The sequence below is a fragment of the Curtobacterium sp. VKM Ac-2852 genome, assembly GCF_013205045.1.
GTDB lineage: Bacteria > Actinomycetota > Actinomycetes > Actinomycetales > Microbacteriaceae > Curtobacterium > Curtobacterium flaccumfaciens.
Genome location: NZ_JABMLI010000001.1, coordinates 1,002,273 through 1,024,250, shown reverse-complemented (window position 1 = coordinate 1,024,250; position 21,978 = coordinate 1,002,273). Strand labels below are relative to the sequence as shown.

The following is a 21,978-nucleotide window of genomic DNA, read 5'->3' as shown; positions in this document are numbered from 1 at the left end:
TCGATCGCGGCCGGACCGGTTTCGGTCGGCAGGGCCGACCTGGCCGACGGATGCCGGCCACTGTCAAGGAAACCGTAACGGCGGCCCGTGCGCAAACGCACGGGCCGCCGACGGGGGTTACTGGGAGACGGTGCCGCCAGCAGCCACGATCTTCTCGGCGGCGGACGCCGAGACCTTGTCGACCGTGACCGTGATCTTCACGGTGATGTCACCCTGACCGAGAACCTTGACCTTCTCGTTCTTACGGACGGCGCCCTTGGCGACCAGGCCCGCAACGGTGACGTCGCCACCATCGGGGTAGAGCTCCGAGATCTTGTCCAGGTTCACGACCTGGTACTCGACCCGGAACGGGTTCTTGAACCCGCGGAGCTTCGGGGTGCGCATGTGCAGCGGCATCTGCCCACCCTCGAAGCCGACCCGGACCTGGTAACGGGCCTTCGTGCCCTTGGTACCACGCCCAGCGGTCTTGCCCTTCGAGCCCTCACCGCGACCCACGCGGGTGCGGTCCTTCTTGGCGCCCTCTGCGGGACGGAGGTGGTGCAGCTTCAGCACCTGCACGCGCTCGTTCTTCTCGTCGCTCATGCGTCGACCTCCTCGACCTTCACGAGGTGCGCCACCGTCGCGATGTACCCGCGGTTCTGGGAGTTGTCCTCACGCTCGACCGAACGGCCGATGCGCTTGAGGCCCAGGCTGCGCAGGGTGTCGCGCTGGTACTGCTTCTCGCTGATAACGGACTTGATCTGCGTGATCTTCAGCATCGCCATCACGCACCTGCCTTCTCGGTCGCGGCACGCAGGGCTGCGGCCTCGGCCTGGAGCAGACGGGCCGGGACGACCCGCTCGACGTCGAGGCCACGACGGCTCGCGACGGCGCGGGGCTCCTCGAGCTGCTTCAGAGCCTCGACGGTCGCGTGCACGATGTTGATGGTGTTCGACGAGCCGAGCGACTTGCTCAGGACGTCGTGGATGCCGGCGCACTCGAGCACGGCGCGGACCGGACCACCGGCGATGACACCGGTACCGGGGCCGGCCGGACGCAGGAGGACGACGCCAGCGGCGGCTTCACCCTGCACCGGGTGCGGGATCGTGTTGCCGACGCGGGGGACGCGGAAGAAGTTCTTCTTCGCCTCTTCGACACCCTTGGAGATCGCCGTGGGGACCTCCTTGGCCTTGCCGTAGCCGACGCCCACGAGGCCGTTGCCGTCACCGACGACGACGAGCGCCGTGAAGCTGAAGCGACGACCACCCTTGACGACCTTCGAGACGCGGTTGATGGTCACCACGCGCTCGAGGAACTGGCTGTCGCCACCGCGGTTGTTGCGGTCGCGGCCCTGCTGACGGTCACGACCGCCACCACGACGGCCACGGTTGTCAGCGGAGTCGCGGTTGTTGGACGCGGAGCCCGCGGCGGTCTCGACCGGACGCTCGGCGACGGCAGGTGCCTCCGCCTCCTTGCCGGTCTTGGCGCCCTCCGTGGTCGCCTCGGGGGCCGTGGCCTCCGTGCTCGCCTCGGTGGTCTCCGTGGTCTCGACTGCCTCGGTCTCCGTGGCCTCGACGGCCTCGGTCTTGGCGTCTTCGTTGGTGTTCGCGTTGTCGCTCACAGGTTCAGCCCTCCTTCACGGGCACCATCGGCGATCGCGGCGACGCGACCGGCGTACTTGCTGCCACCGCGGTCGAAGACCACGGCCTCGACGCCAGCCGACTTCGCGCGCTCGGCGAGGAGCTCACCGACGCGACGGGCCTTGGCGGTCTTGTCGCCGTCGAACGAGCGGAGGTCTGCCTCCATCGTTGAGGCGCTGGCGAGGGTGTGACCCTTCGAGTCGTCGATGACCTGCACGAACACGTGACGCGACGAGCGGGTGACGGCGAGACGGGGACGAGCCTCGGTGCCGGTGATCTTCTTGCGGAGACGGTTGTGACGACGCGCCTTGGCGGCCGCCTTGCTCTTGCCTCGTGTCTTGAGGAGTCCCATGATCACTTACCTGACTTTCCGGCCTTGCGGCGCACGTTCTCGCCGGCGTAACGGACACCCTTGCCCTTGTAGGGCTCGGGCTTCCGGAGCTTCCGGATGTTCGCGGCGACCTCGCCGACAGCCTGCTTGTCGATACCGGCGACGGTGACCTTGTTGTTGCCCTCCACCGCGAAGCTGATGCCCGCCGGCGGCTCGACCGTGATCGAGTGGGAGTACCCGAGCGCGAACTCGAGGTTCGAGCCCTTGGCCGCGACACGGTAACCGGTGCCGACGACCTCGAGGCCCTTGGTGTAGCCCTGGGTCACGCCGATGATGTTGTTGGCGATGAGGGTCCGGGTCAGTCCGTGGAGCGAACGCGACTCGCGCTCGTCGTCCGGACGGGTGACGAGGACCTGGTTCTCCTCGACCTTGGCCTGGATGGGCTCCGCGATGACGAGCGCGAGCTCGCCCTTCGGGCCCTTGACCGCCACGTTCTGACCGTCAACGGAGACGGTGACGCCGGCGGGGATGTCGATGGGGAGACGTCCGATTCGTGACATTGTCGATCACCACACGTAGGCGAGGACTTCCCCACCCACGCCCTTCTGCTCGGCTTCGCGGTCGGTCAGGAGGCCGGAGGAGGTCGAGAGGATCGCCACGCCGAGGCCACCGAGGACCTGGGGGATCTCCGTCGACTTCGCGTAGACCCGGAGGCCCGGCTTCGAGACGCGCTTGATGCCGGCGATCGAACGCTCGCGCTCGGGGCCGTACTTCAGGTCGATGGTGAGGGTCTGCCCGACTCGGGCGTCCTCCACCTTCCACTCGCTGATGTAGCCCTCACGCTTGAGGATGTCGGCGATGTTCTTCTTGAGCTTGGAGCTCGGGAGCGCGACTGCGTCGTGGTGCGCGGAGTTCGCGTTCCGCAATCTGGTCAGCATGTCTGCGACCGGATCGGTCATCGTCATGATGTTCGTCCATTTCTCACCTGGTTTCGACACCCGTTCCACGAATGCCGACCTGAGCGATCGAGTGATCCCGGGGCGGTTCCCCGAGATCGGTGTGTTCGTGCGTGCGGGCCGGAGGACGTGAATCCTCCGGCCCGCACCGCCCGAAGTAGTTTAGACCGTCTGCTCGTTGGAGCGGAACGGGAAGCCGAGCTGGCGGAGCAGCGCGCGTCCCTCGTCGTCCGTCTTCGCGGTGGTCACAACAGTGATGTCGAAGCCGCGGACACGGTCGATGCGGTCCTGGTCGATCTCGTGGAACACGGACTGCTCCGTGAGACCGAACGTGTAGTTGCCGTTGCCGTCGAACTGCTTGTCGCTGAGGCCGCGGAAGTCGCGGATGCGGGGCAGTGCGAGCGTCACCAGGCGGTCGAGGAACTCCCACGCGCGGTCACCGCGGAGGGTGACGTGCGCGCCGATGGCCTGACCCTCGCGCAGCTTGAACTGTGCGATGGACTTGCGGGCGATGTTGACCTGGGGCTTCTGACCCGTGATCGCCGTGAGGTCCTTGATGGCCCCCTCGATGATCTTCGAGTCACGAGCGGCCTCGCCGACACCGGTGTTCACGACGACCTTGACCAGGCCGGGGACCTGGTTGACGTTCGCGTAACCGAACTGCTCGGTGAGGGCCGTCTTGATCTCGGCCAGGTACTTCTGCTTGAGGCGCGGCTGGATCTTGCCAGCGGGCGCAGCAGTCGTGTCAGTCATCAGAGCTTCTCACCAGACTTCTTCGCGTAGCGGACACGGACGGTCTTCTTGACGCCGTCCTTCTCCACCTCTTCGGTGCGGAAACCGACACGCGTCGGCTTCTTCGTCTTCGGGTCGACGAGTGCGACGTTCGAGACGTGGATCGAGGCTTCGTGCTGCTCGATGCCACCGGTCTTCGAACCACGCTGCGTCTGACCGACGCGGACGTGCTTCGTGACGAAGTTCACGCCCTCGACGACGACGCGGTTCTTGTCCTTGAGGACCTCGATGACCTTGCCCTGCTTGCCACGGTCGCCGCCACGCTCCTGCGTCGCGCCCGTGATGACCTGGACGAGGTCACCCTTCTTGATGTTCGCCATGGCTTACAGCACCTCCGGCGCGAGCGAGATGATCTTCATGAACTTCTTGTCACGGAGCTCGCGACCGACCGGACCGAAGATGCGCGTACCGCGCGGGTCGCCGTCGGCCTTGAGGATCACTGCCGCGTTCTCGTCGAACTTGATGTAGGAGCCGTCCTGACGACGGGTCTCCTTCTTGGTGCGAACGATGACCGCCTTGACGACGTCACCCTTCTTCACGTTGCCGCCGGGGATGGCGTCCTTCACCGTGGCGACGATGACGTCACCGAGGCCGGCGTAGCGACGACCCGAGCCACCGAGCACGCGGATGGTCAAGATCTCCTTGGCACCCGTGTTGTCGGCGACCTTCAGGCGGGATTCCTGCTGAATCACTGCTGTCTCCTATTCCGAAGCAGGCCGAGGCCTACTTGGCCTTCTCGAGGATCTCGACCAGGCGCCAGCGCTTGGACGCGCTGAGGGGACGGGTCTCGCTGATCACGACGAGGTCGCCGACACCAGCGGTGCCGAGCTCGTCGTGGGCCTTCACCTTGGACGTGCGACGGATGATCTTGCCGTAGAGCGCGTGCTTCACGCGGTCCTCGACCTCGACCACGATGGTCTTGTCCATCTTGTCGCTCGTCACGTAGCCGCGACGCGTCTTGCGGTAGCCGCGAGTGAGGGCGGCGGAGTTCTTCTCTTCGTTCGCCATTACTTCTCCTCGGCGGTCTCGGCCTCGGTCGACTCGGCCGGCTTGTCAGCCTTCTTCGTCGTCTTCTTGGCCTTGGGGGCGGTCTCGACGGGCGCGGGAGTGGCACGGATGCCGAGCTCGCGCTCGCGGAGGACGGTGTAGATGCGGGCGATGTCGCGCTTGACGGCACGGAGACGACCGTGGCTCTCCAGCTGGCCGGTGGCCGACTGGAAGCGGAGGTTGAAGAGTTCCTCCTTGGCCTTCTTCAGCTCGTCAGCGAGACGCTCGTTCTCGAACGTGTCGAGCTCCGTCGGACGGAGCTCCTTGGAACCGATCGCCATTATGCGTCGCCCTCCTCGCGCTTGATGATGCGTGCCTTGAGGGGCAGCTTGTGGATTGCACGAGTCAACGCCTCACGGGCGATCTCCTCGCTGACGCCGGAGAGCTCGAAGAGCACCCGGCCCGGCTTCACGTTCGCGACCCACCACTCGGGCGAACCCTTACCGGAACCCATGCGGGTCTCGGCGGGCTTCTTGGTCAGCGGACGGTCCGGGTAGATGTTGATCCAGACCTTGCCACCACGCTTGATGTGACGCGTCATGGCGATACGAGCGGACTCGATCTGACGGTTGGTCACGTACGCCGGGGTGAGGGCCTGGATGCCGTAGTCGCCGAAGCTGACCTTGGTACCACCGGTGGCCTGACCCGAACGCTTCGGGTGGTGCTGCTTGCGGTGCTTGACTCGACGGGGAATAAGCATGGTTACGCCTCAACTCCTGCGCCGGCCGGCGCGTCCTGCGGGGCCTGCTGCGGGCGACGGTCACCGCGGTCGCCGCCACGACGGTCGCCGCCACGGTCGCCGCGCTCACCGCGCGGGCCGCCACGACGCTCGGGGCGCGACGAACGCTGGTTCGCCTGCTCGCGAGCGAGCTCCTTGTTCGTGATGTCGCCCTTGTAGATCCAGACCTTCACGCCGATGCGGCCGAACGTGGTCCGGGCCTCGTAGAAGCCGTAGTCGATGTTCGCGCGGAGGGTGTGCAGCGGCACACGGCCTTCGCGGTAGAACTCCGAACGGGACATCTCGGCGCCGCCGAGACGGCCCGACACCTGGATGCGGACACCCTTGGCGCCGGCGCGCTGTGCACCCTGCAGGCCCTTGCGCATGGCGCGACGGAACGCGACACGAGCGGAGAGCTGCTCGGCGATGCCCTGCGCGACGAGCTGGGCCTCGGTCTCGGGGTTCTTGACCTCGAGGATGTTCAGCTGGATCTGCTTCTTGGTGAGCTTCTCGAGCTCACCGCGAACGCGCTCCGCCTCGGCGCCGCGGCGGCCGATGACGATGCCCGGACGAGCCGTGTGGATGTCCACGCGGACACGGTCACGGGTGCGCTCGAGCTCGATGCGTGCAACACCGGCGCGGTCGAGGGTCTTCTTCAGGTACTCGCGCACCTTGATGTCCTCGGCCACGTAGTCGGCGTAGCGCTGACCGGCCTTCTTGCTGTCGGTGAACCAGTGCGAGACGTGGTCCGTCGTGATCCCGAGACGGAAGCCGTACGGGTTGACCTTCTGGCCCATTACTTGCTCGCCTTCTTGCTCGTCGCGGCAACCTCGGCCTCGTCGGGCGTCGCGAGGACGACCGTGATGTGGCTGGTGCGCTTGTTGATGCGGAAGGCGCGGCCCTGGGCGCGCGGCTGGAACCGCTTCAGGGTCGTGCCCTCGTCGACGAAGACGCGGCTCACGTAGAGGTCGCGCTCGTCGAGGAAGCTGTTCGTCGAGTCCGCCTTGACCCGTGCGTTCGCGATCGCCGAGGCGACCAGCTTGTACACGGGCTCCGAAGCGCCCTGGGGGGCGAACTTCAGGATGGCGAGGGCCTCGTGGGCCTGCTTGCCGCGGATCAGCTCGATGACGCGACGGGCCTTCTGAGGCGTGACGCGGATGTGTCGCACGCGTGCGATCGACTCCACCATTTCGTTCCTCCTCTGCGTCGCCGCCTCAGCGGCGACGGCCCTTCTTGTCGTCCTTCACGTGACCACGGAAGGTGCGGGTCGGCGCGAACTCGCCGAGCTTGTGACCGACCATCGACTCGGTGACGAACACCGGGATGTGCTTGCGGCCGTCGTGGACGGCGATCGTGTGCCCGAGCATGTTCGGGACGATCATCGACCGACGCGACCACGTACGGATCACGTTCTTGGTGTTGGCCTCGTTCTGCGTGACGACCTTGCGGAGCAGGTGCTCGTCGACGAAGGGGCCCTTCTTCAGACTGCGTGGCATCTTCTGAACTCCTACTTGCGCTTCTTGCCGGCGTTACGGCGACGGACGATGAGCTTGTCGCTCGGCTTGTTCGGCTTGCGCGTACGGCCCTCGGACTGACCCCAGGGGCTGACCGGGTGACGACCACCGGACGTCTTGCCCTCACCACCACCGTGCGGGTGGTCGACCGGGTTCATGGCGACACCACGGACGGTCGGGCGGACGCCCTTCCAGCGCATGCGGCCGGCCTTGCCCCAGTTGATGTTCGACTGCTCGGCGTTGCCGACCTCGCCGATGGTGGCGCGGCAGCGTGCGTCGACGTTGCGGACCTCGCCCGACGGCAGACGGAGCTGCGCGTAGGGGCCGTCCTTGGCGACGAGACGCACCGAGGCGCCGGCGGAGCGGGCCATCTTGGCGCCGCCACCGGGGCGGAGCTCGATGGCGTGCACGACGGTACCCACGGGGATGTTGCGCAGCGGCAGGTTGTTGCCGGGCTTGATGTCGGCGCCGGGGCCCTGCTCGATGACGTCGCCCTGCTTCAGCTTGTTCGGCGCGATGATGTACCGCTTCGTGCCGTCCACGTAGTGCAGGAGCGCGATGCGCGCAGTGCGGTTGGGGTCGTACTCGATGTGAGCGACCTTGGCGTCGACGCCGTCCTTGTCGGAGCGACGGAAGTCGATCACGCGGTACTGGCGCTTGTGGCCACCACCGATGTGACGCGTGGTGATACGGCCGGAGCTGTTGCGACCACCGGTCTTCGGCAGCGGACGAAGCAGGGACTTCTCCGGAGTCGAACGGGTGATCTCAGCGAAGTCTGCGACCGACGAGCCGCGACGACCGGGGGTCGTCGGCTTGTAGTTACGAATAGCCATGATTTATCCCTCTGGTCCTCAGCCGACAGCCGTGAAGATGTCGATCGAACCGGACTTGAGCGTCACGATGGCGCGCTTGGTGTCCTTGCGCTTGCCGAGACCGAACTTGGTGCGACGGGTCTTGCCCGGGCGGTTCAGCGTGTTGATGCTCGCGACCTTGACGTCGAAGATCTTCTCGATGGCGAGCTTGATCTCGGTCTTGTTCGAGCGGGGGTCCACGATGAACGTGTACTTGCCCTGGTCGATGAGCGCGTAGCTCTTCTCCGAGACGACCGGCGAGATGATGACGTCGCGCGGGTCCTTGTTGAAGCCGCTCATGCGGTGATCTCCTTCGCGGTCTTCGACGCGATGAAGGCGTCGAGGGCGCTCTTGCTGAAGACGACGGCGTCCGAACGCAGCACGTCGTAGGCGTTGAGCTGGCCGTACGAGAGCGCGTGGACGTTCGACAGGTTGCGGATCGACTTGAGCGTCAGCTCGTCGTCCGTCTCGAGCACGACGAGCACGTTCTTGACGGGCGCGACCTTCTCGAGGAGCGTGCGGGCGGTCTTGGTCGACGGCAGTTCAGCCGCGACGAAGCCCTCCACAGCGGAGATGCGGCCACCGCGGGCGCGGTCCGAGAGCGAGCCGAGCAGAGCAGCGGCGATCATCTTCTTCGGGGTGCGCTGCGAGTAGTCGCGCGGGGTCGGTCCGTGGACGACGCCACCGCCGGTGTGCTCCGGAGCACGGACGGAACCCTGACGGGCGCGGCCGGTGCCCTTCTGCTTGAACGGCTTGCGACCGGCACCGCGGACTTCGCCGCGGTTCTTGGTCTTGTGGGTGCCCTGACGCGCGGCTGCGAGCTGCGCGGTGACGACCTGGTGGATCAGCGGGACGTTGGTCTCGACGTCGAAGAGAGCTGCGGGCAGCTCGACGGTGCCGGACTTGGCACCCGATGCGTCGAGGACGTCGATCGTGGTTGCGGTCGTGGTGGCCATGATCACTTACCCTTCACGGCGGTGCGGACGAAGACGGAGCGGCCACGAGCACCGGGGACGGCGCCCTTGACGAGCAGCAGACCCTTCTCGGCGTCGACGGCGTGCACCGTGAGGTTGAGGACGGTCACGCGGTCGCCACCCATACGACCAGCCATGCGCATGCCCTTGAAGACGCGCGACGGGGTCGAGGAAGCACCGATCGAGCCGGGCTTGCGGTGGTTGCGGTGCGCACCGTGCGAGGCACCGACGCCGTGGAAGCCGTGACGCTTCATGACACCGGCGAAGCCCTTGCCCTTGGAGGTACCGACGACGTCGACCTTCTGGCCCGCCGTGAACGTGCCGTCCACGGTGAGCTCCTGGCCGAGCGTGTACTCAGCGGAGTCGTTGGTACGGATCTCGGTGAGGGTGCGACGCGGGGTCACGCCAGCGGCCTCGAAGTGGCCAGCGGCCGGCTTGTTGACCTTGCGCGGGTCGATGGCGCCGGCGGCGATCTGGATCGCCTCGTAGCCGTCGCGCTCAGCGTTGCGGATCTGGGTGACCACGTTCGGGCCGACCTCGATCACGGTGACGGGGATGAACTTGTTGTTCTCGTCCCACACCTGCGTCATGCCGAGCTTCTTGCCGAGGAGGCCCTTGACGGTCTTGGTTGAGTTCGCCATTGGTCAGCCCCCTTACAGCTTGATCTCGATGTTGACGTCTGCCGGCAGGTCGAGTCGCATGAGCGAGTCCACGGCCTTCGGCGTCGGGTCGACGATGTCGATGACCCGCTTGTGCGTGCGCTTCTCGAAGTGCTCGCGCGAGTCCTTGTACTTGTGAGGGGAACGGATCACTGCGATCACGTTCTTCTCGGTGGGGAGCGGCACCGGGCCGACCACGGTTGCACCGGCACGGGTCACCGTGTCGACGATCTTCCGGGCCGACGTGTCGATGACCTCGTGGTCATACGACTTGAGCCGGATGCGGATCTTCTGTCCCGCCATGTGTCTCTTGTCCTCTCTGCGCCGCGCACCCTCTGGCCGCCTGACGCCGCTCGGTTCCGCATTCCTGCGGACCGTGCTGTTTTCCTGAACCAACCGGCCGCATCCACTGGGGATGACCGCTGTTCACCTGTCAACCTCGCGGGCGACCGTGGCCGTCCAGCGTGGGCAATCGACTGCCTCGCGCTCCGGGCGCAGCAGTGGTACACCGCGTCCGTCACATCTCGGGGAGTCGTGTTCTGCTGCCTGCGGCCCAACCCAGCCCTGCTGAACAAGGGGGTTGTGCACTGCCAGAGCAGTGATCCTGTGGGCGTACACCCACGGGGAATTCGGAACCGGACAAGTCTCGCATAGCCCCGCCCCACGTGCAACCCGGGCGTGTCGCGAATTGCCGGGCGTGTCCCGCCGGCTCGCTTCCGCGGATCCACGCGGATCGAACGGCCTGGAGGCCCGGCTCGGCCCCGCAACGCGACGCACCCTCCGGACGGGGTCCGGAGGGTGCGTCGAAACGGGTCAGGAGACCGTCACTCGGCGGTCACCGGGGGCACGAACCACGGCGGGAAGACGGCCACTCGCGGAGCGTGTCCGCCGTGGTCGGCGAGCACGGCGCGGACGGTCTGCCGGGCCTTGTCGTTCGGCACGCCGATGACCGCGACCGACGTGAACGGCACACTCGGACCGGCGAGCAGCTCGAGGCCGTGCATCTCGGGGTCGGTGAAGTCGGTGCGGCGGATCAGGTTCGTGCCGGCGTCCGGGCCGACGGCGAACCGGACGTCGTCGGCGTCGGCGTCCTGGTCGGCGACGATCACCGAGGCACCGAACGCCGATACCGGCACGACGAGCACGACGTAGTCGATCGCCCTGGTACGGCGGGCGGCGTCCGACCAGCGCTCACCGTCGGCGCCCGTGCGGAGCTCGTCCCAGCGGGTGGCGTCGGGCGACAGCGTGAACGGCACGTGGCCGGCGATCGAGGAGCCGTCGGGGGCCTCGGCCTCGGCGCGGGCGGCACGGGTCTCGGCGGAACTGACGTCCACGACCGGCTCGGCCTGGTCGGACGCCAGGATCGCCCCGGCACCGACGATGCCGTCGAGGTTGTCGATGTGGGTCACGTGGTGGGCGCGGAGCGCTGCGAACTCACGTGCCTCGGGCAGGTCGGCGGACGACGAACGGAGCGACGTCGGCGACCGGAGCGACGTCCCGGGGCCGGAGGCCGGCGGGTCGACGCGCAGGTTGGTGGTGATGCGGGTCCGGCGGGGGGCCGGGGTGGCTGGGATCTCCGACGCCTCGCGCTGCCGGGGTGCGCAGATGTCGCAGAGCTCGGTGGGGAATCCGTGGATGCACTCGTCGGTCACGACTGTTGTGGGTCCTTCCGTGCCGTGTGGGGGTGGTCCGGCACGTCGACCAACGCTACGTCATCCGGACGGCCCCCGGGTCATTGTCGGTAGAGCAGTGCCCGGACCTCGGCCTCGGCGGACGCCAGGCGGTTCGGGTCGATGGTCTCCCCGTGGTCGTACGCGTCGAGCAACCGGGGGTCGATGTAGCTCTGTCGGCACACCGTCGGGGTGTTGCCGAGCTCGTCGCTGGCGGCCTTCACCGCGTGCGAGACGGCCTTCTTCCGCTTCGCCTGGGACGACTGCGGTCCGGTCTTCGCCAGGTCGACGGCGGCTGCGACCGTCCCGTGCAGGGTCCGGAAGTCCTTCGCGGTGAACTCGTCGCCCGCACGTTCCTTCACGTAGGCGTTGATGTCCTCGGCGGAGAGCGGCTCCCACTCCGCTCCGCGGCGCTCACGGAACGAGAGCAACCGCGCGTTGGGCCCGCGACGCTTCATGCCCGCGATCACCCGCGCCAGGTCGTGGTCGTGGATCGACGACGACCACTCCTGCCCGCTCTTGCCGGGGAAGTCGAGCTCGATGTCGTCGCCGGACACGTGTGCGTGCGCACAGAGCAGCGTGGACAGTCCCCGACTGCCGTGCTCGGTGGCGTACCGCTCGGACCCGACCCGGAGGGACCCCTGGTCGAGCATCCGGAACGCTGCTGCCAGCGCACGGCGGCGGTCCGGTTCGGGGCGACGGAGGTCCTGCGTGACCCCGCGGCGGGCGACCGGCAACGACTCGGCCAGTGCCAGCGCACGGTCGTACTTGATCCGGTCCATCCGTTCGCGCCAGGACGGGTGGTACATGTACTGGCGGCGTCCCGCGCCGTCCATGCCCGTCGCCAGGATGTGGCCGTTCTCGTACGGGGAGATCCAGACGTCGTCCCACGCCGGCGGGATCACGAACTCCTCGAGCCGACGGCGTTCGTCCGGGTCCGTCACGGTGTTGCCGTCGGGGTCGCGGAACGAGAAACCGCTTCCGGAACGGACGCGGTGGTAGCCGCGACCAGAGGTCGCGGATCTGCGGAGGCGTGTCACGACGTCGAGCCAACTCCGTGACGCCTGTGACGGGTCACGGGGCGGACTGGAGGCCCGTGGCGGGCCCCGCCCCGGTCCTCCTGTCCGGCGCCCCGTACGCGCGCCAGGGGCCGGACACGACGAAGCGGGGCCGGGCCCGAAGGCCCGACCCCGCTGTCGCAAGGAACCGGAGTTACTTGATGATCTTCTCGACCGTACCGGCACCGACCGTACGACCACCCTCACGGATGGCGAAACGGAGGCCCTCTTCCATGGCGATCGGCTGGATCAGCTCGACCGTCATGGCGACGGTGTCACCGGGCATGACCATCTCGGTGCCCTCGGGCAGCGTGATGACGCCGGTGACGTCCGTGGTGCGGAAGTAGAACTGCGGGCGGTAGTTCGCGTAGAACGGGTTGTGACGCCCACCCTCGTCCTTGGTCAGGATGTACGCGTTCGCCTGGAACTCGGTGTGCGGCGTGACCGAACCCGGCTTCACGACGACCTGGCCGCGCTCCACGTCCTCGCGCTTGAGGCCACGGATCAGCAGACCGGTGTTGTCACCGGCGACCGCCTGGTCGAGCAGCTTGCGGAACATCTCGATGCCCGTGACGGTGGTCTTCTGCGTCGCGCGGATGCCGACGATCTCGACCTCGGCGTTCAGGTTGAGCGTGCCACGCTCGACGCGACCGGTGACGACCGTGCCACGACCGGTGATCGTGAAGACGTCCTCGATCGGCATCAGGAACGGCTGGTCGGTGGCGCGCACCGGGTCCGGCACGTGCTCGTCGACCTGGGCCATGAGGTCCTGGACCGACTTGACCCACTTCTCGTCGCCCTCGAGCGCCTTGAGCGCCGAGACCTGCACGACGGGGGCGTCCTCGTCGAACTGCTGCGAGCCGAGGAGCTCGCGGACCTCGAGCTCGACGAGCTCCAGGATCTCCTCGTCGTCCACCATGTCGGACTTGTTCAGTGCGACGACGATGTAGGGGACGCCGACCTGGCGGGCGAGCAGCACGTGCTCACGCGTCTGGGGCATCGGGCCGTCGGTGGCGGCGACCACGAGGATCGCGCCGTCCATCTGTGCCGCACCCGTGATCATGTTCTTCACGTAGTCGGCGTGACCGGGGGCGTCGACGTGCGCGTAGTGACGCTTCTCGGTCTGGTACTCGACGTGCGAGATGTTGATCGTGATGCCGCGCTGGCGCTCCTCGGGAGCGTTGTCGATCTGCGCGAAGTCGCGGGCCTCGTTGAGGTCCGGGTACTGGTCGTGCAGAACCTTGGTGATCGCCGCCGTGAGCGTGGTCTTGCCGTGGTCGACGTGACCGATGGTTCCGATGTTGACGTGCGGCTTGGTGCGCTCGAACTTGGCCTTGGCCACTGTGGGTCCTCCTCAGGACTCGGGAGCGTCACCCCCGGCCGGCCCTGGATGGGCTCGGAACCGTTGGTGCGCGGTGTGTGTCTGTACTTTACTTGGTGGCGAGGGGCCCGTCGCCGGGCGCCCCCGCCTGTGGAGAAGCGCTGAGCGCTACTCCCCCGCGTTCTTCGCGATGATCTCCTCGGCGACCTTGGCCGGGACCTGGCTGTAGGTCTCGAAGGTCATCGAGTAGACCGCACGACCAGAGGTCTTCGACCGCAGGTCGCCGACGTAGCCGAACATCTCGGACAGCGGCACGCTCGCGCGGACCACCTTGACGCCCGAGGCGTCCTCCATCGAGGCGATCTGGCCACGACGGGAGTTCAGGTCACCGATGACGTCGCCCATGTACTCCTCAGGAGTACGGACCTCGACGGCCATGATCGGCTCGAGGATCGCCGGACCGGCCTTGCGAGCCGCTTCCTTGTAGGCGATCGAGCCGGCGATCTTGAACGCCATCTCGGACGAGTCGACGTCGTGCGCCGCGCCGTCCTTGAGGATGGCCTTCACGCCGACCGTCGGGTAGCCCGCCAGGATGCCGACCTGCATGGCGTCCTGGATACCGGCGTCGACCGACGGGATGTACTCGCGCGGGACACGGCCACCGGAGGTCGCGTTGACGAACTCGTAGACCTTCTCGCTCGTGACCTCCATCGGCTCGAGCGCGATCTGCACCTTCGCGAACTGGCCGGAACCACCGGTCTGCTTCTTGTGGGTGTAGTCGTAGCGCTCGACGATCTTGGTGAGCGTCTCGCGGTAGGCCACCTGGGGCTTGCCGACGCTCGCCTCGACGTGGAACTCACGCTTCATGCGGTCGACGAGGATGTCGAGGTGGAGCTCGCCCATGCCCTTGATCGTCGTCTGACCGGTCTCGGCGTTGAGCTCGACGCGGAACGTCGGGTCCTCTTCGGCGAGCTTCTGGATGGCCGTGGAGAGCTTCTCCTGGTCAGCCTTCGTGTTCGGCTCGATGGCGACCTCGATGACCGGCTCCGGGAACGTCATCGACTCGAGGACGACCTGGTTGGTCGGGTCGCACAGGGTGTCACCGGTGGTGGTGTCCTTGAGGCCGATGACCGCGTAGATGTGGCCAGCGGTCACGTTGGCGACCGGGTTCTCCTTGTTGGAGTGCATCTGGAAGATCTTGCCGATGCGCTCCTTCTTGCCCTTGGTCGAGTTGATGACCTGGGCACCGGACTCGATCGAGCCGGAGTAGACGCGCACGTAGGTCAGACGACCGAAGAACGGGTGCACCGCGACCTTGAACGCGAGGGCCGAGAACGGCTCGGACGCGTCGGGCTTGCGGATGATCTCCTTCTCCTCGTCCTTGACGTCGTGGCCGATCATCGGCGGCACGTCGAGCGGGGACGGGAGGTAGTCGATGACGGCGTCGAGCATCGGCTGGACACCACGGTTCTTGAACGCGGAACCGCAGAGGACCGGGTAGAGCGTGCTGCTCACCGTGAGGGCACGGATGGCTGCCTTGATCTCGGCGACCGAGAAGTCGGTGTCGCCCTCGAGGTAGCGCTCCATGAGGACGTCGTCCGCCTCGGCCACGCGCTCGATGAGCTTCTCGCGGTACTCGGCGGCACGGTCCTGCAGGTCGGCCGGGATCTCTTCGATCTCGTACTTCGCGCCCATCGCGACGTCACCCTTGGCGTCGCCGCGCCAGGTGAGTGCACGCATCTGGACGAGGTCGACGACGCCTTCGAACGAGCTCTCGGAACCGATCGGCAGCTGGAGCACGAGGGGTTCCGCGCCGAGGCGGTTCACGATGGTGTCGACGGTGTAGTAGAAGTCGGCGCCCAGCTTGTCCATCTTGTTGACGAAGCAGATGCGCGGGACGTCGTACTTGTCGGCCTGACGCCAGACGGTCTCGGACTGGGGCTCGACGCCCTCCTTGCCGTCGAAGACGGCGACCGCACCGTCGAGGACGCGGAGCGAGCGCTCCACCTCGACCGTGAAGTCCACGTGACCGGGGGTGTCGATGATGTTGATCTGGTTGTTGTCCCAGAAGCAGGTCGTCGCGGCCGACGTGATCGTGATGCCGCGCTCCTGCTCCTGCGCCATCCAGTCCATCGTGGCAGCGCCGTCGTGGACCTCACCGATCTTGTGCGTGATGCCCGTGTAGAACAGGATGCGCTCGGTCGTCGTGGTCTTGCCGGCATCGATGTGCGCCATGATGCCGATGTTGCGGACCTTGTTCAGGTCGGTGAGCACGTCCTGTGCCACAGGGTTCCTCCGGAAGAGTTGTAGGAGAGGTTGGCGGCCGTCCGGGCGCCGGGGTTCTTGACCACCGGCGCCCGGACGGTGCCGGGACTACCAGCGGTAGTGGGCGAAGGCCTTGTTCGACTCGGCCATCTTGTGCGTGTCCTCGCGGCGCTTGACCGCGGCACCGAGACCGTTCGACGCGTCGAGGATCTCGTTCATGAGACGCTCGGTCATCGTCTTCTCGCGACGGGCCTTGGCGTACGAGGTGAGCCAACGGAGCGCGAGGGTGTTCGCGCGGTGCGGCTTGACCTCGACCGGGACCTGGTAGGTCGAGCCACCGACGCGGCGGCTGCGGACCTCGAGGGTCGGACGGACGTTGTCGAGCGCCTTCTTCAGCGTCACGACGGCGTCCTGCTGGTTCTTGGCGGAAACGCCCTCGAGTGCACCGTAGACGATGCGCTCGGCGAGGCCCTTCTTGCCGTCGAGCAGGATCTTGTTGACGAGCTGGCTGACGATCGGCGCACCGTAGACCGGGTCGGCGACGACGGGACGCTTGGGGGCGGGACCCTTACGAGGCATCTAACTCAACCCTTCTTCGCGCCGTAGCGGCTACGAGCCTGCTTACGGTTCTTGACTGCCTGGGTGTCCAGGGCGCCACGGATGATCTTGTACCGCACACCCGGGAGGTCCTTCACACGACCGCCACGGACGAGCACCATCGAGTGCTCCTGGAGGTTGTGGCCCTCACCGGGGATGTAGGCCGTGACCTCGGTGCCGTTCGAGAGCTTGACACGAGCGACCTTGCGCAGTGCCGAGTTCGGCTTCTTGGGGGTGGTGGTGTAGACGCGGGTGCACACACCACGCTGCTGGGGGTTCGCCTTCAGGGCGGGCGCCTTGGTCTTGGTGACCTTCGGCGTACGACCCTTGCGAACCAGCTGCTGAATAGTAGGCAACTGTTCTCCTGGTTCTTCGCTCGTGCTCTCTGGCCGGCGCGTTCCGCCGGCTTCCTCGTCCCACGCTGAGCACCGCCGGACGGCGGGTGTTCGAGTGGGGGACGGAGTGGTCCGGCTGGGCGATCCCGCTCGCCGGACTTTTCGGGCGCGCCCGAGGGCGCACACCCGGTAGAGACTACCCGCGTAACGGGACGAAATCAATCCGGGTCACCCCGGGAACCGACACCGTCATGAGCCGGTGTCGGAAGACCCGTTGCCCACCGCCGAGCGGAACGTGGCACCGTCGCTCGAGAAGCCGGTGACGTACCCGCTCGCGTTCACGTTGAGCGGCCCCGCGGACGCCGTTCCGGTGCCGCCGGCACCCGAGATGTCGGCCGTGTACTTCGCCCGTCCGAACGTCGTCGTCGTGATCAACCAGCCGTTCGTCGTCCAGCTGCCGACCCGGACGGTGGGCCGCGTCTCGAGTGTCCACTTCTGGTTCGAGTACGTGTAAGCGGGGTTCTGCCCGTACGCGTAGAAGCTGCACCCGGCGGGGGCGGCGTCGGTGGAGGCGATGCAGCCGTCCACCCAGGCGTCCACCGCTCGCTTGGCGGCCTGCTGCCCGGCGGTGGTCAGGGTCGTGGTCATCTGCACCGGGCTCGAGGTCGACCGTCCGAACCCGCTGACGCTCGCCGATCCCCCGCTGGCCGTGGTCCACTTGTCACCGTCGAAGGCGACGTCGTAGGTCCCGGGCAGCGCGCGGAGGCTCACCGTGCCGTCCTTCGCGGTCTTCACGTCCCGGCCGGCGACCGTGACCCCAGCACCGGACGGACCCCGCACGGCGACGTCGACCGATCCGAGCTCCGGGGCCTGCAGCTCCCAGACCGGGAACACGCCCCAGTCCGTCCCGGTCTTGTCCAGCGTGAAGGTCGCGGCGACGTCCTGCCCGCCCTGGCGCAGGTACGCGCGGACCGTCGCGGTGTCGCCCTCTGTCCGCGTCGCGGCGACGCGGTAGCCGGTGACCTTGTCCGATGCCTTCGCGTAGGCGGCTTCGCCGAGCAGCACGTCGGTCTTCTCGCGCTCGATGCCCGCGTCGTCGAGGGCGTCGGCCACGCGTCCGGCCGTCAGGTCGTCGAGGAACGCCCGCACCGGACGGTCAGCAGAGTGCGAGGAGGAACCGATCGAGTACCCGACGATCCCGGCGACGAGCAGCAGGACGACCGCCGTGCCGCCCGAGACGATGCCGATGAGCTGACCGCGGCGGAGCTTCCGGCGAGGACGCTGCGACACCGGCCCGGACATCCCGGGGAACCCGGGGGCTCCTGCGGCGGGCGTTCCGTCGGTGCCGCGGATCGAGTCCACCGGCGGGACGGCGCCCCAGCCGCCCTGCTGGTCCGGATCCTGCGCGTGCTGGTCGCTCATCGTTCCCCCGTTGCGTGTGCGTCGTGCCCTGCGAACACTACCGTCCGGCGGGTTCCTCGCCCGCGTTCGTCCGGTCGCGCCCGGAGCGCTCGTCGGGGCCGTCCGGACGCGTCGCTGCACCGCCCGAGCCGCCGGCGGTCCGCGCCTGGTGTCGGGCCATCGTGATCCCGCCGAGCACCGACAGGAGCGCTACCACAACGGACCCGACCACGAACGGCCCGAGGGCGTACCCCGCGGGGAAGACGAGGAGCTCCGTCGCGTCCGAGCGGATGAGCGCGTAGCCCACGGCCCCGACGCCGAGCATGACCAGGTAGACCGTCGCAGCGGCCACCAGGGCCGTCACGCCGGGGTTGCCGTCACGCGCACCCGCCATGGTCGCGAGGAAGACCACCACCGCGGCGCCGACCACCATCGCGGGCCCGAGGTACGGGGTGGCGTCGGGCTGCGAGATGACCTCGACGTCGGCGAGCAGGGCTTCGAAGCCCGTGACGGCGATCACGAGCGCGATGAAGAGGACGGACGTCATCGTCGCGATCAACCACCGGGACATGCGCCGATCGTATCGCCGTCCGGCTGGTCAGCGAGCGGGTTCGGCGTGGCCCGTGTCGTCTGCGTGCTCGCGACGGTCCGCCCGGTCGGACTGCTCCTGCGCGGCGGCGACCAGGGCGAGCGCGATCGTCGCCGTGATGATCGGGACGGTCTCCGTCATGGGGGCGGGCGCAGCATCCGGCGTCTTCTCGTCCGTCGCGTCCGTCGCGTCGTCGGACTGGAGGCCCGTGGCGGCGTCCGCCTCGGCGGTGTCCTCCGGCTCGTGGTCACGCAGCGCCGGGCCGATGACCGGCAGGACCCCGGTGGTCGCGGCCGGTTCAGCGTGCAGGACCGGCGGCTCGGTGGGCACGTATCCGTCGCGCTTCGCCGCGCGACGCGCTCGGCCCATCTTCACCAGGACGACGACGGCGACGATCGCCCAGATCCCGTTGACGATCGTCGAGGGCACGGCGTGGTGTGCGGCGACGTTGATCGCCACCGCGAGGCCACCGACCAGGTTGAACAGCTGGTAGAGCGGGCCGTTCGGGATCTTGCCGGTCGAGAACAAGATGTAACCGGCTAGAACGGTTACGGCACCGAACCAACCGAGGAATTCCACGATTCCGACCAACACGCGCGACTCCGGGCACGACGAGGAACGGCCGGTTCGAGCCGACCGTTCGAGCGGGGATGAACAGCCGCGATCACGGCGTCTGGTGCATCGTAATCACAACGACGGGTGTCGCGGAAGTGGGGTCGGCGTGGCGTGGCCGACCCCGGTCCGTGGGGGCGGGGTCAGCCCTTCGCGGCGGTGTCCGACTCGGCGGTCAGGACGTACACGTAGCCACCGAACGTCCACGTCGTCGTCGCAGCCGCCGCGGCTGGGTCGGTGGAGTCCTGCGAGACGGAGGAGGACACCGTGGTGACGAGGAAGAGTCGAGCGCCGTCCTGCAGGCCCCCGACGAAGGACAGGGCCTGGTCGAACGACCCGTCGACCGACACCGAGACGGGGATGGCCGAGAAGTTGGCGGCCGAGATCGCGGGATCGGTCAGCGGTGCCGTCGCTCCGTCGGTCGCACCGGTGGTCGGTTCGGCGGTCGCGCCATCGGTGGCTTCGGCCGCCGCGTCGGTGGCGGCGGCAGGCGCGGTGTAGGCAACGGCGTCCGAGGTCGTGATCGCCGACACCTTCACGCCCGCCTTCGCGGCCACGCTGTCGACCGCGCCGTAGAAGGACGACATGCTCGCGCTCGAGGGCACCGAGGCGGTGAGTGCGGCGAGCTCCGCCTTGAGCTTCGGGAGGGACTCTGCCCGTTCCTTGAGCCGTGCGAGCTCCGCCGCCGTCGTCCGGTTCGTCGCGTCCACCGTCACCTGGTCGGTGCGGTCGCTCGCGGCCTGTGCGAGATGTGGCTGCACACCGAGGAAGAACCCCGCGAGCGCCACCACGACCATCGCCACGACGGCGAGGAGCATGTTGAGTCGGTTGCGGGTCATCTCACTCGCCCTTGTCCTGGTACTTGCCGTCGAAGGCGGCCTGGTCGACGTGGATCGTCATGTTCACGGTGTAGGTACCGGTCGTCGGGTCGAGCGTGACCGAGTTCGCGGTCGCGTCGACGAAGCCCTTGAGCCCCTTGACGGCATCGAGCCACGACGGAACGGACGGCAGCGTCGGACTCTGCGCGTCGATGGTCAGGGTCGCGACACGCTGCCCCTGGAGCGGGGTGTCGGCCTGCGCGTAGGTCTCCAGCGGCGTGGCGGAGTCGATCGCGACGCCGGTGATCTCGACGCCCGCGGGGAGCGACGCCTTCAGCGAAGCGAGGTACGGCTGCCAGGCGATCTCCGTGGCCCCACCGACCGACTGCGCGGCTTCACGCAGCGCGGTACCTGCCTCCGTGTCCCGGACCTCGCGGTAGCTCGCCTGCTGCTGCAGGAGCGACAGGGTCTCCTCCTGCGCGTGGGTCAGGTCGTCGTGGGCCTGGCTGGACAGGAGGCTGGCGCCGGCGGTCGCGATCCCGACCACGATCGCCACGAGGACGACGCCGGCCCACATCCGACGGACGACACGGCGACTGCGTCGGTCGGCGAGGACCTCGGTGGGCAGGAGGTCGACGCTGGGGCGGCCCCCGACGACGATCTCGTTGGGGGCGGTGCGACGCTGGCGCTTGACGCGCTCGGCAGTCTCCGCGGCGACACGCAGGGCGGGGTCGGGCGCCGCTCCTCGGCGGCGACTCCGTCCAGCACGCGAGGGCTTCGACCTGGTCGTCTGGCTCATGCTGCCTTCCCTCCCGCGGCGAGTCCCCATGCGACCGCGATCGATGCCCCGTGTGCGTGCAGGTCTTCGACCCGGATGGACTTCGCGAGCGCGACGTTGGCGAACGGTGCCCCGAACCGGACGGGCGTCCGGGTGAACTCCGAGAGCGCTGCGGCGAAGCCGGGCAACGCAGCTGCACCACCGCAGAGCAGGATCTCGCCGACGGGTTCGGCGGGGTGTGTGTTGACGAAGTAGTTGACGGTGTTGCGGAGGCTGGAGAGCAGTTCGCCCATCGTCTCGCGGACCGCCGCCACCGCGAGCGCGTCGTCGCCCGTCCGCGCCCGCTCCGGATCCATGCCGAGGTGGCGCTTGACGGCTTCGGCCGCTCCCTCGTCGATCGTCAGCCGACCGGCGAGGAGCCGCGTGATGTCGTCACCGCCGGTCGGCACGATGCGGACGAACTTCGGGACGCCGTCGGTGACGATGACGACGGTCGTCGTGTTGCCGCCGCACTCGACGATGGCGACCGTGCCAGACCGGTTCGCCGGCGCCAGCACGCGTGCCAGGGCGAACGGGATGAGGTCGACGCCGACCGGCTTGAGGCCCGCGTTCTGCACCGCGCGGATGTTGGCGAGCACGGCGTCCTTCACCGCGGCGACGAGGAGACCGCTCACTGTGGGGCCGTTCTCGCCCGTCTCCTCGCTCGTCGGGTAGAAGTCGAGGATGGCGTCGCCCACGGGCACCGGGAGCATGTCCTGCACCTGGAAGGGCAACGATTCGCGGATCTGCGCGATGGGGGCCTTCGGGACCGTCAGGTCGCGCGACAGCACCCGCTGGTTGCCCATGCCGAGCACGACGTCCTTCGAACGGAAGCGCCCGAGTGACCAGAGCTGTCGGAGCGCGCCCGCGACGGTGTTCGGCTCGAGCACCTCCCCCTGCTTCGTCGCGCCCGGGGGCACGGGGACCTCGGCGAACCGCAGGATCGTCGGCCTCGGCTTGTCGGCGTCCTGGACCTCGACAGCACGGATCGCGGCGGCGCCGATGTCGACGCCCACGATGCTCTTCGACATGGG

General features: G+C 68.0%; 32 protein-coding genes. All 32 read right to left on the bottom strand.

Annotation, left to right across the window (positions count from 1 at the left end):
• Positions 1-117: 117 nt before the first annotated feature.
• A complete protein-coding gene (gene rplO / locus HQQ79_RS05095) occupies positions 118-582 on the bottom strand; it encodes a 50S ribosomal protein L15 (RefSeq protein ID WP_027466723.1) in 465 nt (154 codons plus the stop codon).
• On the bottom strand, positions 579-764 hold the full coding sequence (gene rpmD, locus HQQ79_RS05090; RefSeq protein ID WP_017885515.1) for a 50S ribosomal protein L30: 186 nt from the start codon (positions 762-764) through the stop codon (positions 579-581). Before rpmD ends, rplO begins: the two co-directional genes overlap by 4 nt.
• The gene (gene rpsE / locus HQQ79_RS18375; RefSeq protein WP_173032757.1) at positions 764-1,600 is read right to left on the bottom strand and encodes a 30S ribosomal protein S5; all 837 of its coding nucleotides are present in this window, start codon (positions 1,598-1,600) and stop codon (positions 764-766) included. The genes rpmD and rpsE overlap by 1 nt, the downstream gene beginning before the upstream one ends.
• Positions 1,597-1,971, bottom strand: coding sequence for a 50S ribosomal protein L18 (gene rplR, locus HQQ79_RS05080; protein ID WP_027466725.1), 375 nt, complete (start codon positions 1,969-1,971; stop codon positions 1,597-1,599). The genes rpsE and rplR overlap by 4 nt, the downstream gene beginning before the upstream one ends.
• Positions 1,972-1,973: 2 nt before the next feature.
• Positions 1,974-2,510 (bottom strand): 50S ribosomal protein L6, encoded by a 537-nt coding sequence (rplF, locus tag HQQ79_RS05075; protein ID WP_017885518.1) that lies wholly within the window; start codon positions 2,508-2,510, stop codon positions 1,974-1,976.
• Positions 2,511-2,516: 6 nt separating this feature from the next.
• On the bottom strand, positions 2,517-2,915 hold the full coding sequence (rpsH, locus tag HQQ79_RS05070) for a 30S ribosomal protein S8 (protein ID WP_017885519.1): 399 nt from the start codon (positions 2,913-2,915) through the stop codon (positions 2,517-2,519).
• A 153-nt stretch (positions 2,916-3,068) separates the two neighbouring features.
• On the bottom strand, positions 3,069-3,659 hold the full coding sequence (gene rplE, locus HQQ79_RS05065; protein ID WP_042537502.1) for a 50S ribosomal protein L5: 591 nt from the start codon (positions 3,657-3,659) through the stop codon (positions 3,069-3,071).
• Positions 3,659-4,018: a 50S ribosomal protein L24 gene (gene rplX / locus HQQ79_RS05060; protein WP_017885522.1), complete on the bottom strand. Its 360-nt coding sequence runs from the start codon at positions 4,016-4,018 to the stop codon at positions 3,659-3,661. Before rplX ends, rplE begins: the two co-directional genes overlap by 1 nt.
• A 3-nt stretch (positions 4,019-4,021) precedes the next feature.
• Positions 4,022-4,390, bottom strand: a complete 369-nt coding sequence (gene rplN / locus HQQ79_RS05055) for a 50S ribosomal protein L14 (protein ID WP_017885523.1) — start codon at positions 4,388-4,390, stop codon at positions 4,022-4,024.
• Positions 4,391-4,421: 31 nt separating this feature from the next.
• Complete coding sequence (rpsQ, locus tag HQQ79_RS05050; protein WP_017885524.1) at positions 4,422-4,706, bottom strand: 30S ribosomal protein S17; 285 nt, start codon at positions 4,704-4,706, stop codon at positions 4,422-4,424.
• Positions 4,706-5,026, bottom strand: coding sequence for a 50S ribosomal protein L29 (rpmC, locus tag HQQ79_RS18885; RefSeq protein ID WP_017885525.1), 321 nt, complete (start codon positions 5,024-5,026; stop codon positions 4,706-4,708). Before rpmC ends, rpsQ begins: the two co-directional genes overlap by 1 nt.
• Complete coding sequence (gene rplP, locus HQQ79_RS05040; protein WP_017885526.1) at positions 5,026-5,445, bottom strand: 50S ribosomal protein L16; 420 nt, start codon at positions 5,443-5,445, stop codon at positions 5,026-5,028. The genes rpmC and rplP overlap by 1 nt, the downstream gene beginning before the upstream one ends.
• A gap of 2 nt (positions 5,446-5,447) precedes the next feature.
• Positions 5,448-6,260 carry a 30S ribosomal protein S3 gene (gene rpsC, locus HQQ79_RS05035; protein WP_017885527.1) on the bottom strand — a complete coding sequence of 271 codons (813 nt, stop codon included), beginning with the start codon at positions 6,258-6,260 and terminating at the stop codon, positions 5,448-5,450.
• The gene (gene rplV / locus HQQ79_RS05030; RefSeq protein ID WP_035809257.1) at positions 6,260-6,652 is read right to left on the bottom strand and encodes a 50S ribosomal protein L22; all 393 of its coding nucleotides are present in this window, start codon (positions 6,650-6,652) and stop codon (positions 6,260-6,262) included. The genes rpsC and rplV overlap by 1 nt, the downstream gene beginning before the upstream one ends.
• A gap of 25 nt (positions 6,653-6,677) precedes the next feature.
• The gene (gene rpsS / locus HQQ79_RS05025) at positions 6,678-6,959 is read right to left on the bottom strand and encodes a 30S ribosomal protein S19 (RefSeq protein ID WP_017885529.1); all 282 of its coding nucleotides are present in this window, start codon (positions 6,957-6,959) and stop codon (positions 6,678-6,680) included.
• Between the two features lie 11 nt (positions 6,960-6,970).
• Positions 6,971-7,810, bottom strand: a complete 840-nt coding sequence (gene rplB, locus HQQ79_RS05020; RefSeq protein WP_027466728.1) for a 50S ribosomal protein L2 — start codon at positions 7,808-7,810, stop codon at positions 6,971-6,973.
• A gap of 18 nt (positions 7,811-7,828) precedes the next feature.
• Complete coding sequence (gene rplW / locus HQQ79_RS05015; protein WP_027466729.1) at positions 7,829-8,128, bottom strand: 50S ribosomal protein L23; 300 nt, start codon at positions 8,126-8,128, stop codon at positions 7,829-7,831.
• Positions 8,125-8,784: a 50S ribosomal protein L4 gene (gene rplD / locus HQQ79_RS05010; protein WP_027466730.1), complete on the bottom strand. Its 660-nt coding sequence runs from the start codon at positions 8,782-8,784 to the stop codon at positions 8,125-8,127. Before rplD ends, rplW begins: the two co-directional genes overlap by 4 nt.
• 2 nt (positions 8,785-8,786) lie before the next feature.
• Complete coding sequence (gene rplC / locus HQQ79_RS05005; RefSeq protein WP_027466731.1) at positions 8,787-9,443, bottom strand: 50S ribosomal protein L3; 657 nt, start codon at positions 9,441-9,443, stop codon at positions 8,787-8,789.
• A 12-nt stretch (positions 9,444-9,455) separates the two neighbouring features.
• Positions 9,456-9,764 (bottom strand): 30S ribosomal protein S10, encoded by a 309-nt coding sequence (gene rpsJ, locus HQQ79_RS05000; protein ID WP_017885534.1) that lies wholly within the window; start codon positions 9,762-9,764, stop codon positions 9,456-9,458.
• A 521-nt stretch (positions 9,765-10,285) separates the two neighbouring features.
• A complete protein-coding gene (locus HQQ79_RS18580) occupies positions 10,286-11,113 on the bottom strand; it encodes a DarT ssDNA thymidine ADP-ribosyltransferase family protein (protein WP_051596996.1) in 828 nt (275 codons plus the stop codon).
• Between the two features lie 80 nt (positions 11,114-11,193).
• Positions 11,194-12,171 carry a DNA topoisomerase IB gene (locus HQQ79_RS04990; protein WP_173032755.1) on the bottom strand — a complete coding sequence of 326 codons (978 nt, stop codon included), beginning with the start codon at positions 12,169-12,171 and terminating at the stop codon, positions 11,194-11,196.
• Positions 12,172-12,343: 172 nt separating this feature from the next.
• Entirely contained in the window at positions 12,344-13,531 is a 1,188-nt protein-coding gene (gene tuf / locus HQQ79_RS04985; RefSeq protein WP_027466734.1) for an elongation factor Tu, read from the bottom strand.
• 147 nt (positions 13,532-13,678) lie between these two features.
• Entirely contained in the window at positions 13,679-15,796 is a 2,118-nt protein-coding gene (gene fusA / locus HQQ79_RS04980; protein WP_027466735.1) for an elongation factor G, read from the bottom strand.
• Positions 15,797-15,883: 87 nt separating this feature from the next.
• Positions 15,884-16,354, bottom strand: a complete 471-nt coding sequence (rpsG, locus tag HQQ79_RS04975; protein ID WP_017885539.1) for a 30S ribosomal protein S7 — start codon at positions 16,352-16,354, stop codon at positions 15,884-15,886.
• A 5-nt stretch (positions 16,355-16,359) separates the two neighbouring features.
• A complete protein-coding gene (gene rpsL, locus HQQ79_RS04970) occupies positions 16,360-16,728 on the bottom strand; it encodes a 30S ribosomal protein S12 (protein ID WP_017885540.1) in 369 nt (122 codons plus the stop codon).
• Positions 16,729-16,956: 228 nt separating this feature from the next.
• Complete coding sequence (locus HQQ79_RS04965) at positions 16,957-18,129, bottom strand: hypothetical protein (protein WP_173032753.1); 1,173 nt, start codon at positions 18,127-18,129, stop codon at positions 16,957-16,959.
• A 37-nt stretch (positions 18,130-18,166) separates the two neighbouring features.
• Complete coding sequence (locus HQQ79_RS04960) at positions 18,167-18,679, bottom strand: DUF6121 family protein (protein ID WP_173032751.1); 513 nt, start codon at positions 18,677-18,679, stop codon at positions 18,167-18,169.
• 27 nt (positions 18,680-18,706) lie between these two features.
• Positions 18,707-19,225 carry a hypothetical protein gene (locus HQQ79_RS04955; RefSeq protein ID WP_173032749.1) on the bottom strand — a complete coding sequence of 173 codons (519 nt, stop codon included), beginning with the start codon at positions 19,223-19,225 and terminating at the stop codon, positions 18,707-18,709.
• A 227-nt stretch (positions 19,226-19,452) separates the two neighbouring features.
• Complete coding sequence (locus HQQ79_RS04950) at positions 19,453-20,148, bottom strand: hypothetical protein (protein ID WP_173032747.1); 696 nt, start codon at positions 20,146-20,148, stop codon at positions 19,453-19,455.
• A 1-nt stretch (position 20,149) separates the two neighbouring features.
• Positions 20,150-20,926, bottom strand: coding sequence for a hypothetical protein (locus HQQ79_RS04945; protein WP_173032745.1), 777 nt, complete (start codon positions 20,924-20,926; stop codon positions 20,150-20,152).
• Positions 20,923-21,975 (bottom strand): type IV pilus assembly protein PilM, encoded by a 1,053-nt coding sequence (gene pilM, locus HQQ79_RS04940; protein ID WP_111123209.1) that lies wholly within the window; start codon positions 21,973-21,975, stop codon positions 20,923-20,925. Before pilM ends, HQQ79_RS04945 begins: the two co-directional genes overlap by 4 nt.
• Between the last annotated feature and the right edge of the window lie 3 nt (positions 21,976-21,978).